Origin of the sequence: Stenotrophomonas sp. LC732 (assembly GCF_052446685.1) — a bacterium.
Taxonomy (GTDB): domain Bacteria; phylum Pseudomonadota; class Gammaproteobacteria; order Xanthomonadales; family Xanthomonadaceae; genus Stenotrophomonas; species Stenotrophomonas muris.
Window position 1 is genome coordinate 1,011,896 of record NZ_CP199214.1, and the last position, 17,440, is coordinate 1,029,335.

Here is a 17,440-nt window from a genome sequence, read left to right on the forward strand (position 1 = left end):
TCAAGAGGGACGCTGAGTGAGTTCACCGAAGATGTTGCGGGGCCTGCTGTCGTTCAGCAGCATGACCATGGTCTCGCGGGTTCTCGGACTTGTCCGGGATCAGGTGATCACTACCACGTTCGGCACCAATGCGGTTACCGATGCGTTCTGGGTTGCCTTCAGGATACCCAATTTCCTGCGCCGGTTGTTCGCGGAGGGGTCCTTCTCCACCGCCTTCGTGCCGGTGTTCACCGAGGTGAAGGAGACCCGCAGCCACGCCGAACTGCGTGAGCTGATGTCCCGGACCGCCGGCACCCTGGGCGGGGTGCTGATGCTGGTCACCGCCCTGGCGCTGATCTTCGCGCCGCAGCTGGCGGTGGCATTCTCAAGTGGTGCTGACACCGACCCGGTCAAGCAGACCCTGCTGGTCGACCTGTTCCGGCTGACCTTCCCGTTCCTGCTGTTCGTGTCGCTGACCGCGCTGGCCGGCGGTGCGCTGAACAGCTTCCAGCGCTTCGCGATGCCGGCGCTGACCCCGGTCATCCTCAACCTGTGCATGATCGCCGGTGCGCTGTGGTTGGCGCCGCGACTGGGCGGCACCCCGGAGAAGCAGATCCTGGCGCTGGGCTGGGCGGTGCTGGCGGCCGGCCTCCTGCAGCTGCTGTTCCAGCTGCCCTCGCTGAAGGGCATCAACCTGCTGACCCTGCCGCGCTGGGGCTGGAACCATCCGGGGGTGCGCAAGGTGCTGACGCTGATGGTGCCGACGCTGTTCGGTTCGTCGGTGGCGCAGATCAACCTGCTGCTGGATACCCTCATCGCGGCCAAGCTGACCGACGGCTCGCAGTCCTGGCTGTCGCTGGCCGATCGCTTCCTGGAGCTGCCGCTGGGTGTGTTCGGCGTGGCGCTGGGCACGGTGATCCTGCCGGCGCTGGCCCGCCACCACGTCAGCACCGACCGCGAGGGCTTCTCGCGCTCGCTGGACTGGGGCCTGCGCATGACCCTGCTGATCTCGGTGCCGGCGATGCTGGGCCTGGTGCTGCTGGCCGAGCCGCTGATCGCCACCCTGTTCCAGTACCGCCAGTTCACCGCGTTCGATACCCGCATGACCGCGCTGTCGGTGTACGGCCTGAGCTTCGGCCTGCCGGCGTTCGCCCTGCTCAAGGTGGTGTTGCCGGCCTTCTACGCCCGCCAGGACACCAAAACCCCGGTGCGCGCCGGTGTTGCCGCGCTGGTGGCCAACATGGTGTTCAACTTCGCCCTGCTGGCCGTGCTGTACCAGGTGATGGTGCCGGACGCGCTGAAGGCGCAGGGCGTGATGGCGGCCATCGGCAAGCAGCCGGGCCTGCACCTGGCACTGGGCATCGCCAGTGCGCTGTCCAGTTACCTGAACCTGGGCCTGCTCTGGTACTGGCTGGGCAAGACCGACGTCTACCAGCGGCGGCCGGGCTGGGGCGGCTATCTGGTGCGGCTGGGGGTGGCCTGCGTGGCCATGGTCGGCGTGCTGCTGGCCCTGCTGCACTGGGTCCCCGACTTCACCGGCATGGACAAATGGCACCGTATCGGTGGCCTGATGCTGCTGGTCGGCGGCGGCGGCGCGACCTACGCGGTGGCCATGCTGGCGATGGGCTTCCGCCCGCGCGACCTGCGCGGGCATTGATCGCGGTCCGTGGCGGCTATACTTCAGGGTTACACCATTGAAGCGGCGGCCCCGGTCGGGCCGGAACGAGAGTTGATGAGCAGGCTGTTCAGAAGCGTCGAGGGCGGGGAGCTGCTCCCCAACGGAAGCGTGGTCTGTATCGGTGCATTCGACGGCCTCCACCTGGGCCATCGTGCGCTGGTCCGCCACGCGGTTGCCCGCGCGCGCGCCTTGGGCGTGGCCGCAGTGGCCGTGGCATTCGAGCCGCTGCCGCGTGAATTCTTCGCCCAGGGCACGCCGCCGCCGCGGCTGACCCTGGCGCGCAGCAAGGTCGAGATCCTGCGCGAGCTCGGCGTCGATGCGATCGGCCTGCTGCGTTTCGACGCGGCGATGGCGGCGATGCCGGCCGAGACCTTCGTGCGCCGGTTGCTGGTGCACCGGCTGGGCGCCCGCGAAGTCTGGATCGGGCCGGAGTTCTGCTTCGGCAACCGCCGCCGCGGTGATCTGGCACTGCTGCAGGAGATGGGCGCCGAACTCGGCTTCACCGCGGGCGAGATCGAAGCGGTGGACCTGCACGGCGAGCGCATCTCCAGCACCCGCATCCGCCAGCTGCTGCAGGAGGGCGATTTCGCCCGCGCCAACGACCTGCTCGGCCGCCCCTACGCGATCAGCGGGCGGGTGGTGCGCGGGCGCCAGCTCGGCCGTACGCTGGGCTTCCCCACCGCCAACCTGCGCTTCCCGAAGACCCCGGCACTGTCGGGCATCTACGCGACCTGGGTGCACGGCGTGTTCGACCAGCCCTGGCCTTCGGTGTCCAGCTTCGGTACGCGGCCGACGGTGGAGGGCGTGGAGCCGCTGCTGGAAGCCCACCTGTTCGATTTCCAGGGCGACCTGTACGGCCGCCACATCGACGTGGAGTTCGTCGCCAAGCTGCGCGACGAAGAGAAATTCAATGATCTGGCGGCACTGACCGACCAGATGCACCGCGACGCCGAACAGGCGCGCGCCATCCTTTCCGAACATAGATTGCGAGCCACTGCGTGAGCCAGGACTACAAGACCACCCTGAACCTGCCAGCCACCGAATTCCCGATGCGCGGCGACCTGCCCAAGCGCGAGCCGGGCATTCTGGCGCGGTGGGAAGAGCAGGGGCTCTACCAGCAGCTGCGCGACAACGCCGCCGGCCGCCCGCTGTTCGTGCTGCATGACGGCCCGCCATACGCCAACGGCCGCATCCACCTGGGCCACGCGGTCAACAAGATCCTGAAGGACATCATCGTCAAGTCGCGCTACCTGGCCGGCTTCGATGCGCCCTACGTGCCGGGCTGGGACTGCCATGGCCTGCCGATCGAGATCGCGGTCGAGAAGAAGTGGGGCAAGGTCGGCACCAAGCTTGACGCCGTCGAATTCCGCCAGAAGTGCCGCGAGTTCGCCGAAGAGCAGATCAACATCCAGCGCGTGGACTTCAAGCGCCTGGGCGTGACCGGTGACTGGGACAACCCGTACAAGACCCTGAGCTTCGATTTCGAAGCCAACGAGATCCGCGCGCTGGCCAAGGTCGTGGCCAACGGCCACCTGGTCCGCGGCGCCAAGCCGGTGTACTGGTGCTTCGACTGTGGCTCGGCGCTGGCCGAGGCCGAGATCGAGTACCAGGAAAAGGAATCGCCGGCGATCGACGTCGCCTACGCTGCACGCGATGCGCAGGCCATCGGCCAGGCGTTCGGCGTGAGCGTGCCGGTCGACGTCGAAGTGGCCGTACCGATCTGGACCACCACGCCGTGGACGCTGCCGGCCTCGCTGGCGGTGTCGCTGGGCGCGGAGATCCGCTACGTGCTGGCCGAAGGCCCGGCCCACAACGGCAAGCGCCGCTGGCTGGTGCTGGCCGCGGCCCTGGCCGAGCGCGCGCTGCAGCGCTATGGCGTGGACGAAGTGGTGCTGCACGGTGAAACCACCGGCGCTGCGCTGGAAAACCAGCTGCTGGCGCATCCGTTCTACCCGGAGCGCGAGATCCTGGTGCTCAATGGCGACCACGTCTCCGACGAGGACGGTACCGGTGCGGTGCACACCGCCCCCGGCCACGGGCAGGAAGACTTCGTGGTCAGCCAGAAGTACGGCCTGCTGGACAAGTACAACGCTGGCCAGGTCACTCCGATCGACGGCCGCGGCGTGTACCTGGAATCGACCCCGCCGGCCGGTGACGTGGTGCTGGCGGGCCAGCACCTGTGGAAGGCGCAGGAGGCCATCGTCGGCGTGCTGCGCGACAACGGTTCGCTGCTGGCGTTCCATCCGATCCGCCACAGCTACCCGCACTGCTGGCGCCACAAGACGCCGGTGGTGTTCCGCGCCACCCCGCAGTGGTTCATCTCGATGGACAAGGCCAACCTGCGCAACGATGCGCTGGCCGCCATCGACACCGTCGGCTGGTTCCCGACCTGGGGCAAGGCGCGCATCCAGAGCATGGTCGACGGTCGCCCGGACTGGACCATCTCGCGCCAGCGCACCTGGGGCGTGCCGATCGCACTGTTCACCCACCGCCAGACCGGCGAGATCCATCCGCGTTCGGTGGAGCTGATGCAGCAGGTCGCCGACCGCGTCGAAGCCGAGGGCATCGACGTGTGGTACTCGCTGGACGCCGCCGAACTGCTCGGTGCCGACGCGGCCGACTACGAGAAGGTCACCGACATCCTCGACGTCTGGTTCGATTCGGGCGTGACCCATGAAGGCGTGCTCGCCGCGCGTGGCTTCGGCAAGCCGGCCGACCTGTACCTGGAAGGGTCCGACCAGCACCGCGGCTGGTTCCAGTCCTCGCTGCTGACCGGCGTGGCGATCGACAAGCGTGCCCCGTACAAGCAGTGCCTGACCCACGGCTTCACCGTGGACGAGCACGGCCGCAAGATGTCCAAGTCGCTGGGCAACGGTATCGAGCCGCAGGACATCATGAACAAGCTGGGCGCGGACATCCTGCGCCTGTGGATCGCCTCGGCCGACTACAGCAACGAGATGTCGCTGTCGCAGGAGATCCTCAAGCGCAACGCCGACGCCTACCGCCGCCTGCGCAACACCGCGCGCTTCCTGCTCGGCAACCTGGACGGTTTCGACCCGGCGCTGCACCTGCAGCCGCTCGAGCAGATGGTCGCGCTGGACCGCTGGATCGTGCATCGCGCGTGGGAGCTGCAGGAGAAGATCAAGGCGGCCTACGACGGCTACAACATGGCCGAGATCGTGCAGCTGCTGCTGAACTTCTGCAGCGTGGACCTGGGCTCGCTGTACCTGGACGTGACCAAGGACCGCCTGTACACGATGCCGACCGATTCGCACGGTCGCCGTTCGGCCCAGAGCGCGATGTACCACATCGCCGAAGCATTCACCCGCTGGGTGGCGCCGATCCTGACCTTCACCGCCGACGAGCTGTGGGGCTACCTGCCGGGCGAACGCGCCGGGCACGTGCTGTTCACCACCTGGTATGACGGCCTGGCGCCGTTGCCGGCCGATGCCCAGCTCAATGCCGCCGACTTCGACCAGCTGCTGGCTGTGCGCGAGCAGGTGGCCAAGGTGCTCGAACCGATGCGTGCCAACGGTGCGATCGGTGCCGCGCTGGAAGCGGAGATCACCATCGCCGCCAGCGAAGAGCAGGCCGCGCGCTGGCAGCCGCTGGCCGATGAACTGCGTTTCCTGTTCATCAGTGGCGACGTGCAGGTGCGCCCGGCGACCACCGACGAGGTGTTCGTCAGCGCCCAGCCGACTACCAAGGCCAAGTGCGTGCGCTGCTGGCACCACCGCGCCGACGTCGGCAGCAACGCCGACCATCCCGAGCTGTGCGGCCGTTGCGTGAGCAACGTGACCGGCGCCGGCGAAGTGCGGAGCTGGTTCTGATGGCCGCGCCCCGTCCGCATCCGAACGCCCTGGTCTGGCTGCTGCTGTCGGTGGCCATCATCGGCCTGGACCAGTGGTCCAAGGCCTGGGTGCTGTCCAGCCTGCCGGAGTTCCAGCCGGTGGTGGTCATCGACGGCTTCTGGAACTGGTACCGCACCTACAACACCGGCGCGGCATTCAGTTTCCTGAGCGACGCAGGTGGCTGGCAGAAGTACTTCTTCACCGCGCTGGCGATCGCCATCAGCGGGCTGATGGCGTGGTGGCTGCGCGGCACCGCCCGCGGCAACTGGAAGGCCGCGGTGCCGTATGCGCTGATCATCGGCGGCGCCATCGGCAACGTGATCGACCGCCAGGTGCACGGCCACGTGGTCGACTTCATCCAGTGGTACGTGGGCAGCTACACCTGGCCCTCGTTCAACATCGCCGACTCGGCCATCGTGGTGGGTGCCATCGGCATCGCGCTGTTTGGCCTGTTCGACGGCAAGTCCGCCAAAAAGGCGGATAATGCCAACCCGAAACCGTAAGCCGGCTGCCGCCGGGAGACTGAACTGATGGATGTGCTGCTCGCCAACCCGCGTGGTTTCTGTGCCGGTGTCGATCGTGCGATCGAGATCGTCAAGCGCGCGATCGAAACGCTGGGCGCGCCCATCTATGTCCGCCATGAAGTGGTGCACAACCGCTTCGTGGTCGACGACCTGAAGCAGCGCGGCGCGATCTTCGTCGAAGAGCTCGACGAGGTTCCGGACAACAACACCGTGATCTTCAGCGCGCATGGCGTGTCCCAGGCCGTGCGCCAGGAAGCCGAGCGCCGTGGCCTGAAGGTGTTCGACGCCACCTGCCCGCTGGTGACCAAGGTCCACTTCGAGGTCGCGCGCCACTGCCGTGCCGGCCGTGACGTGGTGCTGATCGGCCACGCCGGTCACCCGGAAGTGGAGGGCACCATGGGCCAGTGGAACCGCGAAGCCGGGACCGGGCAGATCTACCTGGTCGAGGATGTCGAGCAGGTCGCGACGCTGCAGATCAACCAGCCGGAAAACGTCGCCTACACCACCCAGACCACGCTGTCGGTGGATGACACGCGCGGCATCATCGATGCGCTGCGCGAGCGGTTCCCTGCGATGCAGGGCCCGAAGAACGACGACATCTGCTACGCGACGCAGAACCGCCAGGATGCTGTGCGCGACCTGGCCAAGCGCTGCGACCTGGTGCTGGTGGTCGGTTCGCCGAACAGCTCCAATTCCAACCGTCTGAGCGAGCTGGCCCGCCGCGAAGGCGTGGAGTCGTATCTGATCGATGGTGCGCACGAGATCGACCCGGCATGGGTGGCAGGCAAGCAGCACATCGGCGTGACCGCCGGCGCCTCGGCGCCGCAGGTGCTGGTCGATGGCGTGCTGGCGCGCCTGGCCGAGCTGGGCGCCACCGGCGTGGGCGAGCTGGACGGCGAACCGGAATCGATGGTGTTCGCGCTGCCGAAGGAACTGCGCCTGCGCCTGGTCGACTGAGCGGGCCTGACTCTGGTGGGTGCGAACCTTGGTTCGCACTGCGCAATGCGCCTGCATGCGCATCATCCGCTCCATATCTGGATGGATGCTACAACCATGGCCTTTGGTGACGGTGCTGCGCCTGCTACTGGTCTGGCAGCGGGGCCTCTCTCATGGCTGGAACTTGTCTGATGATGAAGACCCGTGCTCTCGCGCCGCTCATGGCTTGATTAACAGGGTGATCATTTTGACGTGAATGTGACGCACTGTGATGAGCGGTCGTATCGCCTGTCTGACCCTGGAACCTCTCTGCGAGCATTCAGCGTTGTGGTCTCACGCCCCTAGCCCTTGCCCCTTGGTGCCGGAAAGTTCGAAGGCCTTCTTGTTTCAGGTGTGATCGGTTGCAGGTAGCGGAGTCTTTAGGAGTTTTCCTATAGAGAGAAAAGATCCTTAGCGCCAGGATTTGAGTCGGATCGCTGGGATCCGGGGAATGGGGCTGGAATATGGTATGGAAATACCTGATTTTGATCTTTTCACTTATTTGTCCCGTCTACGCGAAGGCGCAAACTTACCCTGTAACTGGTTTGGGCCAATGCGTAGACTTCATCTCCGCTGCATCCACAACACTTACCTCGCAGATCCAGGCTCATTCGGGCGTCAGGGCATATGGTCTCCCTCCCAGCTATGACCCGCTTACGGCGAAAATACTGGTTCCGCCGTACTCTTGTGATAGCTTTGATCTGCCCGGGCTCTACAAGACCGTAGGCTATCTCAGTCATGAGCTTGGTCATCACGTGGCTGGTGTTCCCAATATTGATGCTCCGATTACCAAGGCGCAGTACGTTGAAAGAAATTGTGTGTGGGAGGCCAAGGCCGTTGTCAATAACGCGGTCGTGAGTGATCAGATTCGAGGATTTTCGGAAGGAACCGTTGAGATTCCGCTGATTTCCGAGAATTCCGCTACGCTTTGGGTCATGTGGTCAAGTGGTGCTTCGCTTGTGGATATTGGCAAGGCATTCTGTGACAACAACCATGTCGCATCGGGGAAAACCTATACCAAGCAGCATGAGGACTACTACGATGCCAACTATCCTTGGTGAATTCGTGAGAGTGCCCCTGAAAGCACTACTCATCTTGTCTGCGGTCATTCCCCTCGCAGCGGTTGCGGTGACACCTCCTTCTCAAATGTGGAGTGCCGCCTCAAGGGACTCCCAACTGGCAGCACTGGATTACATCGAGAGGCTGGAGGTGGTGCGAAGTGCTGGGCCGCAGGCCGCCGCTGATGCATTGGGTATTGAGAATGGCTTCCGCGCGAACTCCGCTTCGGCTTCCGGCATCGCCCGCAATTTCGGCGATATCGCGCTTCTGCCCCAACTTGAACAGCGATCCGGCCAGGTAACGATCGTGGTGAAGGCGTCGGGCGGATGCATCGAGCGGGATGTTGCCAAGGCTAGACTGCTCCTCGGAAAAATCGTATGGGCGCCGTTGGCCGATTCCCCCGCGCCGGTGTTTGGTTATGCACACTTCCAGGGCGGCTCCGCATCGACAGTGTTTTTCGATGCGACCGGCTCCAAGTGCTTGACCGGTGTGAGGATCGAAGATCCGACGAGATTGAAGGGGGCCATTGAGGCGGCTTACAAAGAAGGCGCATCAAACTAGACTTCCCTTCCGGGCGGCTTGCCAGGCCGGCGATCGGTCTGGCAAGCACGTTCCCTCATGGATTTGCGTAGACAGTTCTCTCGCCCCATGACCTTTGGCCATGGGGCAGGGCACGGCACAGGCCTAGCATCGGAAGATTCTCCGTTGTTGGAAGTTGCCCGATGAAGACCCGAGCCCTGGCGATGTCGTTGCTGTTCGCGCTGGCGGCCACGCCTGCACTTGCGCAGACCTCGCCACCGGCCAACGCGGCAGCCCCAGGACTGCTGCGCATCGATGTGGACGCGCGCGATCTGGCCCGGCGCATCTTCAAGGTGACCGCCACCGTGCCGGCCAAGCCCGGCCCGATGACCCTGCTGTACCCGCAGTGGATTCCCGGCAACCATTCGCCCACCGGCCCGATCGACAAGCTGGCCGGCCTGCGCGTGACCGCCAACGGCAAGCCGCTGGCCTGGCAGCGCGATCAGTTCAACGTCTATGCGTTCAAGGTGAACGTGCCCGAGGGCGCCAGCGAGATCGTCGCCCACTTCGATTTCCTGTCCTCGCAGGGCGGCAGCCAGGGCCGGGTGGTGATGACCCCGGAAATGCTCAACCTGCAGTGGAACGCCAACTCGCTGTATCCGGCCGGCATCGACGCGCGCCAGCTGCAGGCGCAGGCCAGCGTTACCCTGCCCAAGGGCTGGTCGTTCGCCACTGCATTGGAGACCGCGCGCCGCGACGGTGACACCGTGGTGTTCAAGCCGATCTCCTATGACCATCTGGTCGATTCGCCCTTGTTTGCCGGCGAGCACTACCAGCGCATCGATCTCGATCCGGGCGCGAAGGTGCCGGTGCACCTCAACGTGTTTGCCGACGACGCCAAATCGCTGAAGCCGAGCGAGGCGCAGATCACGATGCACCGCGCGCTGGTGCAGGAGGCCGACAAGCTTTACGGCGCGCGGCACTACAACCACTATGAGTTCCTGCTGGCATTGACCGACCGCCTCGGTGGCATCGGCCTGGAGCATCACCGTTCCAGCGAGAACAGTGCCGACCCGGGCTACTTCACCGAGTGGGACAACAACGCGTGGATGCGCGATCTGCTGCCGCACGAGTACACCCATTCCTGGAACGGCAAGTACCGTCGCGGCGCGGACCTCGCCACCGCCAACTTCAACACGCCGATGGGCGACAGCCTGCTGTGGGTCTACGAAGGCCAGACCCAGTTCTGGGGCCAGGTGCTGGCGGCGCGTTCAGGGCTGTGGTCGACCGCGCAGGCGCGCGACATGCTGGCCAACGTGGCCGCGACCTATGACCGTGGTCGGCCGGGCCTGGCCTGGCGGCCGCTGCAGGACACCACCAATGACCCGACCATCGCGCAGCGCCGCACGCTGCCTTACCGCAACTACCAGATGAGCGAGGACTACTACTCCGGCGGCCAGATGCTGTGGCTGGAAGTGGAGGGCAAGCTGCGCGAACTGAGCGGCAACCGGCGTAGCCTGGATGACTTCGCACGTGCATTCTTCGGCGTCGGCAACGGCGACTGGGACGTCAATCCGTACACCTTCAACGACGTGGTCGCGACCTTGAACGGCATAGCGCCGTATGACTGGGCGACGTTCCTGCGCGGGCGCCTGGACGGCCACGGTTCGTTGACCGGCGGCCTGGAACTGGCGGGCTGGAAGCTGGTCTACCGCGATACGCCGAACGACGCCTACAAGGCACAGGAAAAACGCGCCAAAGCGGCGCTGCTGGCGTACTCGCTGGGTGCGACCGTGCTCGACAGCGGCGTGGTCGGCGACGTGATCTGGGACAGCCCGGCCTTCAACGCCGGCCTGGCGCCTGGCATGAAGGTGATTGCCGTTGGCGGACGCGAGTACAGCAGCCAGCGCTTGAAGGATGCGGTAGCTGCGGCGGGGAAGGACAAGGCGCCGATCGTGCTGCTGGTGAAGCAGTTCGACCGCATCGAAACGATGAACATCGCCTACCACGGTGGCCTGCAGTACCCGGTGCTGGAGCGTATCGCCGGCAAGCCTGACCGCCTTGCGGACCTGTGGAAGGCACGATGAAACCGCGCGCCCGCGATGGCGTGATCCTGTTGATGGCGATCCTCGCCATCCTCGGTGCGTTCCTGCACGGTGACGGGCGCTGGCTGCATTGGTTGGCCAAGCCGACCACCACGCTGCTGATCGCTGCCATCGCCTGGCGGGTGCATGATCCAGCGCAGCCGTTCTACCGACGCGCGGTGCTGGCTGGCATGCTGCTGTCGTGCGTGGGGGATATCGCGCTGATGTTGCCGGTGGATGCGTTCGTGCCGGGGCTGGTCGCATTCCTGCTGGCGCACCTCTGCTACATCGTCGCCTTCCGCGATGGCCTGCGTGCCGGACGTGGCCTGCTTGCCGCCAGCGTCCTGCTCGGCGCGTTCGCTGTACTCAACGTGCTTGGCCTGTGGCCGCACCTGCCCGCACCGATGCGCATTCCGGTGCTGGCGTACGTGGTGGTGCTGGCATCGATGGCGGTGCTGGCACTGGCACGCCAGTGGCGCCGGCCACTGCCCGGTGCGGTGGAAGCCAGCGGTGCACGCTGGGCTGCGGCCGGTGCGCTGCTGTTCGTCGCCAGCGACTCGCTGCTGGCCTGGGACCGCTTCGCCGGCGGCCTGCCACTGGCCACCCTGCTGGTGCTGTCCACCTACTACGGCGCGCAGTACGCCATCGCCCGCTCCGTGAAACAGCAAAAAGGGGACGGAGGGGATTAAGTCGCAGACGGCACCAAGGCACAAACGACTTAATCCCCTCCGTCCCCTTTTCGCGTTGACTATCGGAGGGTCGCGTTGCCGGAACGGCCCTGTGCGTCGAAATAGAGGCGTGCGGACTGGCGATCACCGGCGACTTCGTCCGGCAGCCAGACCAGAGTGCCACCCTTGCGCACGATCACATAGACGTGGCCGACTTCACCGGGAGTGCCCATTAATGCGTTGCGCTGTGCCTGCAGTGCCTGGGCCACGCGCGGCACCGCCCCGAAATCGATGTTGGCCAGCGCCGTGCTGCTGCGGCGCAGGGTGATGGTGGGCGCGAAGCGCTGCGGATTGACCGGGTCGCCCTTGCGCCACTGGCCGCGTTCGAAGTGGTAGCTGTCCACGCGCGACGGCTGCTGCGGATCCACCAGGTCCAGATTGATCCGGCCATCGTCGTAGAAGTGGATGCTGTGGAATACCGTCAGCCGGTGCCCGGCCAGCGCAGGCATCTGTTCCAGTGCCTGGCGGGCGGCCAGCAGGTAGTCCGCATCGAACAACCGGTTGTTGCGTTCGGGCACCGGCGGCAACCGCGGCTCGGTCATCGGCGCGAGCGAAGCGGGCCTCTCGCGCGCTGGCGGCATGGCGATCGGCGCGCTTGCGCTGTCGGCCTGCACCGAATGGCCCAGTGTTTCGCCCAGCGTCTGCAGGGCTCCGCCTGCCACGGCGACGCCGGCCAGCACCAGCAACACCACGGAGAACACCAGCCGGGTCGAGGGCGGCTGCTTCATACACCCTCCAGGCGAACGTTGCGGCGATCTTCCGGGTCGTACAACAGCGTGACCCGCTCGCGCGGAAGATTGGCCAGCTCGATCAACGGGATGAAGCGGCGCACGCTCACCTGCTGCACGCCACCTTCGCGGTCGATGTACTCCAGCTGGAACTCCACCTGCGGCTGCTCGTTGAGATAGGTGCCGGTCTGGCGCAGCTTCAGCACCTTCGCATCCACGCCGATGCCGCGATACTTCAGCGCGTCACCGCGGGCATCGGCCTGCAGCAGCCGGCCGAGCAGGCGCAGGCCCAGCGCGTAGCCGCACAACACCAACGGGCACACCAGCAGCGGATGACCGAGCGACAGGAAGGTCCAGCCCAGCCCCTCACTCTGCAGCCGATAGGCGGCCACATAGGCACTGGCCACCGCCACGATGCCGATCGCTGCGCCGACACCACGACGCCAGAGGCTGGCGACATCCAGTTCGGGCTGCGCCCCCTCCAGCACCACGTTGGGGAACGCGCCCGGCATCCGGCTCAGGCGTACCTCGATACGCTGGCCGGCAACGAAACGCTGCAGTTGCGGCTTGCTGTCCACCACCAGCATCTGTTCGTTGATGGGCGTGCCGGACAGGTTCTGGAAGCCCAGCTGCAGCTTCCACTGCGCGAAGCCGCGCACGTGCACGCCGGTCTGCTCGGCCTGTTCGATCAACGCGTCGCGCGGCTCACCGCCGGCCAGGATGGTGCGCACCCGATGCAGCGCGCGCGGCGGGCCCAGCAGCAGGTAGTGCAGGAAGGCGAGCAGCAGGGCCAGCCACAGGATCACCGACAGCGCGAGCAGCAGCAGGGCCAGCCATGGCGCGCTGCGGTCGGCCAGTTGCACCGGCCACGACGTGCCGACATAGAGGATGCAGGGGAAGGGCAACGCGAAGAACAGCAGGAACGCGCCCCAGAACCAGAGATAGGCCTTCATGGGGTGGTGGGGAACCGATGGAACAGGGCGCGTAGGGTACTACGCTCAGCGGATCTGCAGGGTCAGCAGGAAGTAGCGGCCGAGCGGATCGTCCAGCCCCGGCATCTGGCCACCGTTGCCGACCAGATAGTTCACCGGTTGCGTGTCGAGCACGTTGTGCACGTCCAGCGCGGCGACCACGCGCGGCCCCAGGCGTCGTGCGAGATGCAGGTTCCAGCGCAGCTGCCGGGGGTTCATGCAGTGGTTCTGCTCGCGCTGTTCCTCCGGGCATTCCGCACCGGGCAGCCAGGCGCGCGTGCGCCCCACCTGGTTGCCGCGCAGGGCGATGTCCCAGTTGCTGTTCTGCCACTGCACGTTCAGCACGGCGGCCATCGTCGGAGTGACATGGCCGCGCAGGTCCACCGTTGCATCATGGCCACGTTCGCGGCGCAGTTCCTGCTGCTTCAGCGCATCGAGCGAGAACAGCCACTGGCCGGTGCTGCCGGTATCGATGTGGTACTCCCCGCGCAGTACAAAGTTGCGCGAGGTGGTGCGGCCGATGTTGTCGAAGGACAGGCGCAGGTTGCTCAGGTGGCCGTCCTCGTCCAGCTCCCAGGTGCCGGGGTTCCACACCGCGTCGGCCGGTTGCAGGGCCAGGATCTCGTTGCGCAGTTCGACGATGTTGTGGGTGAGTGACAGCGAGAACGTATCGGTCGGCGTCCAGGTCGCGGCCAGGGAATGGCTGCGCGACCGCTCGGCCTTCAACGCATCGTTCTCCACCACGTCCACGGTGACGCTGCAGCGCCCGTTGCCGCTGCTCTGCGCGCAGTCGGGCAGGGCGCTGGAGGCCGGCAGCTCGATCGCACCGAAGTAGCCCGGGGGACGCCGCTGTTCGAACAGGCTGGGCGCACGATAGCCGCGCCCGCTGGCAAGCAGGAAGGACCACCGGGGCGTGGGGCTCCAGCGCACGCCCACGCGGGGCGAAAAGGCCTGGTAGTCGCCGTCGCGGTCCCAGCGTGCGGCCAGGTCCATGCGCAGCGTGTGCGCCAGGGGCAGGCCGAGTTCGGCGTAGGCGCCGCCACTGCGGCGCGCCAGGTGGCGCTGCTCCTGCGGCAGGCCCAGCGCCAGGTCACCCTGGCTCAGCAGGGCGTCGGGATGCGAGGTCCAGCGCTCCTGGCGCAGGTCGATGCCGGTGGCCAGCTGTGCAGCACCGCCGGCCAATGGCATCAGCTCGCGCTGCATGCCCCACCAGCCCTGCCACTGCTCGGTGCGCCCGCGATTGCGGATCGACGGGAACAACTGCTCGGCCGCGCCCGCCGGCAACGAGGTGAAGCCGGGCAGGAAATCCAGTGTCTCGGCGACCCGCAGCAGGGGCTCGGCGCGCACGGTGCCCGACGTGGACAGGCTGACATCGCTGCGCTGTGCGCTGATGCCGGCATCCCAGCTGCGCCGGCCCTGGTCGCGGCCAATGCCGAAGGTGACGTCGGCGTCGGTGGCACGTACATGCGGACGCACGTTGCCAGCTTCGCGCAGCACGCTGTTGAAGGTGAACCCGTACAGGCCGATGGCAACGGCGGTTGGACCAAGGTCGAAGCGTTGCCGGTTGTGGCTGGCCCGCGCCTCGGCGTAGGCATAGCGACCTTCGCCGCGCTCATGCCGGTAGCGCAGGTAGGCCGAGGCGGTATCCGAGGCCGGTTGCAGGGAGCGTGGTCGGGCGCTGTCGAACCAGCAGGCACCATCGCGCCGCGTCAATGGGCCTTCGCAGCGTTCTGCCGGCCAGTAGCGTCCATCGCGGAACGCGCCGATCAGGTACTGCGAGGTTTCCGCATGCCATTGGCGGCGATCACCGGCCACGTGGTCGATGCGGTGCAGGTCGATGCCGGCGAACCAGCGGTCCCCTCCGTCGCGCACGCCGCCGGTGGCCGCCTGCACGCGATACTGGCCAGCGTCGCCGCGCCCGCTCAGGCCGGTCTGCAGCATGGCTTCCGGGCCGTCAGCCTGGTCGCGCAGGATGATGTTGACCACGCCGGACATCGCGTCGGCGCCATAGATGGCCGAGGCGCCGCCACGTACCAGCTCGATGCGTTCGACGAAGCTGAGCGGAATTCCCCCAAGATCGGTGAGCCCACCCTGTTCCAGCGACACCATGGGATAGCGTGGCAGGCGACGGCCATTGACCAGGAACAGGGTCGCACGCGGGCCCATGCCGTCCAGGCTGGTGGTGGTGGCCGCACCCACCGGCAGGTACTGCGAATCGCCACTGCGCGAGGTGCTCATCGCCGGGTGGCCGTTCATGCCCGGCAAGTGCCGCAGCAGGTCGAACAGGCTGCCGTAGCCGCTGCGCAGGATGTCATCGCGGTCGATGATGGTGACCGGCAGCGTGGTCTGCACGGAGGTGCGCGGCAGCCGGCTGCCGGTGACATGGATCGGCGCCAGTTCCACCTGCGGCGGCGCGTCGGCGGATTTGTGTGGCGAACGTGCTGCGGGCGTGGCGCGTGCCGCGACCGACGGTGGCGATGGCGGCGCGGGGCGGGTGCGGCGGACGACGAATCCGCCAGCAGGCGTACGCAGGATGTTCACCGGCATGCCCGCGACCAGTTCCTTCAGGGCCGCAGCAGCATCGCGGTGGCCATGGGTGCCGGCCGTGCGCAGGCCATCCAGCTCACGCGCATCGAACAGCAGGGCAATGCCGCTCTGTCGCGCCCATTGCTGCAGGGCCGGCGCCAGCGGGCCTGAACCAACATCGACCTCCAGGGTGCCCGCTTGCTCGGCCGCAGCGGCAGACGGCAGCGCGGGGATGCCCAACGCGAGGCAGAACAGGGTGCGGAGCAGCAGCCCCCCCTGCAGCGCGCCCGGTACTGCCATCACCGCAGGCCTCCTCAGTACGTGCGGCGCAGTTCCAGCGCGCCATCCGGTCGCGTCTGGCCAGCCACCGACCAGCCCAGTTCCAGTGCCGACAGCAGTTCCTGCGCGTCGCCGGCACGGAAGGTACCGCTTACCGCCAGGCTGGCGATCTCCGGATCGGCGATCACCAGCGGCGTGTGGTCGTAGCGGTTCATGCGTTCGACCACGATCGACAGCGGTGTGGCATCGAACACCAGCTGTCCCTGCAGCCAGCCTTCAGCGGCGGCATTGGACGACAGTGCCGGACCGGGCTGGATGCGGCCCGACGGCAGTACCTGCAGTTGCTGGCCGGGCGCCAGGGTGTGCTGGCTGCCCCCGCTGCTGACTTCCACCGCACCTTCCAGCAGTGCGACTTCGACCAGGCCATCATGCAGGCGTTCCACCTGGAAGGTGGTGCCGATGTCGCGGATGGTGCTGTCGCCGGCGCGCAGCTGCAGGGCCTTGCCCGACGGTGCGACCTGCAGCTGCAGGCGGCCACGTTCCAGCACCAGGTTGCGATGGCGCCAACCGAAACGGGCGTGCAGGGTGGTGCCCGCATCCAGCGTGGCCACGCTGCCATCGGCCAGCGTCTGCAGCCGGGGCTGGTGGGAATCGTTGGCATAGCGCAGCGGCGTGGGGTTGCCGTCGACGGCAATCATCCAGCCGATCCCGATGGCCAGGCAGACGCCTGCGGCAGCGGCCACTGCCGGCAGCCAGCGACGCGGCGCCGGCCGTGCAGCACGTGCCGCGGCGGTGCGCAGCCACGGGTCGGCGGCCAGTTCCTCGCCCTGCTGGAACAGGGTCTCGGCCTGGATCCAGGCGGTGACATGGGCCGGGTCCTCGGCCAACCAGTCCTCGAACGTCTCGCGCTCGCCCGGCGTACAGTCCGGAGCCTCCAGCCGCGCCACCCAGGCGCTGGCGCGTTCGAACAGCTGCGTATCTTCCCTGGGCCTGGCGTGACTCATCCGTTGTCCCTGTCGTTGTGCAGCGGATCCGTTCCGAGTTCCTGGCGCAGGCCCTGCAGGGCGCGGGCGATGTGTTTTTCCACGGTCTTGGCAGTAATTCCACAGTGCCGCGCGATCTGCGTGTAGCTCATGCCGGTGATCCGGTTGAGCAGGTACACCTCGCGCGCGCGCTCGGGCAGCTTGAACAGGGCCTGCCGCAGCAGGGACAGCATCTGCCCGGACTCGGCCTGGCGCAATGGATCGGGCGACGTGCTGGAAGGCTCGTTGCCGCCATCATGTTCGGCGAGGGACAGATGCGGCCGCGACTGCGACGAACGGCCGCGGTCTGCCAGGCGGTTGCGGGCGATACGATACAGCAGCAGCCGCAGCTCGTCGGCACTGTGCGCGCGATAGCGGATCAGCCGCTCCATGCAGTCCTGCGCGATGTCCTCGGCATCCTCCGGCCCGACACCGCGCGTGCGCAGGAACGCACACAACGGCGCGCGTTCCTCCCGCACGAACGCAATGAACGCGTCCGCCGGCGCGGACAGGTCCG

General features: G+C 66.8%; 14 protein-coding genes. 9 read left to right on the forward strand and 5 right to left on the reverse strand.

The features are described from left to right. Positions 1-31 precede the first annotated feature (31 nt). The 9 genes from murJ to ACT6SE_RS04975 all read left to right on the forward strand — a co-directional run bounded on the left by murJ (position 32) and on the right by ACT6SE_RS04975 (position 11,358). Positions 32-1,636, forward strand: a complete 1,605-nt coding sequence (gene murJ, locus ACT6SE_RS04935; protein WP_032956397.1) for a murein biosynthesis integral membrane protein MurJ — start codon at positions 32-34, stop codon at positions 1,634-1,636. Between the two features lie 75 nt (positions 1,637-1,711). Then, on the forward strand, positions 1,712-2,659 hold the full coding sequence (locus ACT6SE_RS04940; protein WP_032956395.1) for a bifunctional riboflavin kinase/FAD synthetase: 948 nt from the start codon (positions 1,712-1,714) through the stop codon (positions 2,657-2,659). Continuing rightward, positions 2,656-5,487, forward strand: a complete 2,832-nt coding sequence (gene ileS, locus ACT6SE_RS04945) for an isoleucine--tRNA ligase (protein WP_014646376.1) — start codon at positions 2,656-2,658, stop codon at positions 5,485-5,487. The genes ACT6SE_RS04940 and ileS overlap by 4 nt, the downstream gene beginning before the upstream one ends. After that, on the forward strand, positions 5,487-6,011 hold the full coding sequence (lspA, locus tag ACT6SE_RS04950) for a signal peptidase II (protein ID WP_014646377.1): 525 nt from the start codon (positions 5,487-5,489) through the stop codon (positions 6,009-6,011). Before ileS ends, lspA begins: the two co-directional genes overlap by 1 nt. A 27-nt stretch (positions 6,012-6,038) precedes the next feature. Beyond that, positions 6,039-6,989, forward strand: a complete 951-nt coding sequence (ispH, locus tag ACT6SE_RS04955; protein ID WP_046429522.1) for a 4-hydroxy-3-methylbut-2-enyl diphosphate reductase — start codon at positions 6,039-6,041, stop codon at positions 6,987-6,989. Positions 6,990-7,471: 482 nt separating this feature from the next. Continuing rightward, positions 7,472-8,068 (forward strand): hypothetical protein, encoded by a 597-nt coding sequence (locus ACT6SE_RS04960; RefSeq protein WP_141098669.1) that lies wholly within the window; start codon positions 7,472-7,474, stop codon positions 8,066-8,068. Continuing rightward, the gene (locus tag ACT6SE_RS04965) at positions 8,049-8,627 is read left to right on the forward strand and encodes a hypothetical protein (protein WP_046429524.1); all 579 of its coding nucleotides are present in this window, start codon (positions 8,049-8,051) and stop codon (positions 8,625-8,627) included. The genes ACT6SE_RS04960 and ACT6SE_RS04965 overlap by 20 nt, the downstream gene beginning before the upstream one ends. 161 nt (positions 8,628-8,788) lie before the next feature. After that, complete coding sequence (locus tag ACT6SE_RS04970) at positions 8,789-10,672, forward strand: M61 family metallopeptidase (RefSeq protein ID WP_046429525.1); 1,884 nt, start codon at positions 8,789-8,791, stop codon at positions 10,670-10,672. Continuing rightward, positions 10,669-11,358 carry a lysoplasmalogenase gene (locus ACT6SE_RS04975; protein WP_046429526.1) on the forward strand — a complete coding sequence of 230 codons (690 nt, stop codon included), beginning with the start codon at positions 10,669-10,671 and terminating at the stop codon, positions 11,356-11,358. Before ACT6SE_RS04970 ends, ACT6SE_RS04975 begins: the two co-directional genes overlap by 4 nt. A 59-nt stretch (positions 11,359-11,417) precedes the next feature. On the opposite strand, the gene ACT6SE_RS04980 is transcribed toward ACT6SE_RS04975, so the two are convergent. The 5 genes from ACT6SE_RS04980 to ACT6SE_RS05000 are packed head-to-tail and all read right to left on the reverse strand — an operon-like array spanning position 11,418 to position 17,435. Continuing rightward, a complete protein-coding gene (locus ACT6SE_RS04980) occupies positions 11,418-12,125 on the reverse strand; it encodes a hypothetical protein (RefSeq protein ID WP_444811105.1) in 708 nt (235 codons plus the stop codon). Continuing rightward, the gene (locus ACT6SE_RS04985; RefSeq protein WP_046429530.1) at positions 12,122-13,078 is read right to left on the reverse strand and encodes a hypothetical protein; all 957 of its coding nucleotides are present in this window, start codon (positions 13,076-13,078) and stop codon (positions 12,122-12,124) included. Before ACT6SE_RS04985 ends, ACT6SE_RS04980 begins: the two co-directional genes overlap by 4 nt. Before the next feature lie 45 nt (positions 13,079-13,123). Continuing rightward, positions 13,124-15,922 (reverse strand): TonB-dependent receptor plug domain-containing protein, encoded by a 2,799-nt coding sequence (locus tag ACT6SE_RS04990; protein ID WP_046429531.1) that lies wholly within the window; start codon positions 15,920-15,922, stop codon positions 13,124-13,126. A gap of 14 nt (positions 15,923-15,936) precedes the next feature. Continuing rightward, positions 15,937-16,905 (reverse strand): FecR family protein, encoded by a 969-nt coding sequence (locus tag ACT6SE_RS04995; RefSeq protein ID WP_046429533.1) that lies wholly within the window; start codon positions 16,903-16,905, stop codon positions 15,937-15,939. After that, positions 16,902-17,435, reverse strand: coding sequence for an RNA polymerase sigma factor (locus tag ACT6SE_RS05000; RefSeq protein WP_075076110.1), 534 nt, complete (start codon positions 17,433-17,435; stop codon positions 16,902-16,904). The genes ACT6SE_RS04995 and ACT6SE_RS05000 overlap by 4 nt, the downstream gene beginning before the upstream one ends. Positions 17,436-17,440: the final 5 nt, after the last annotated feature.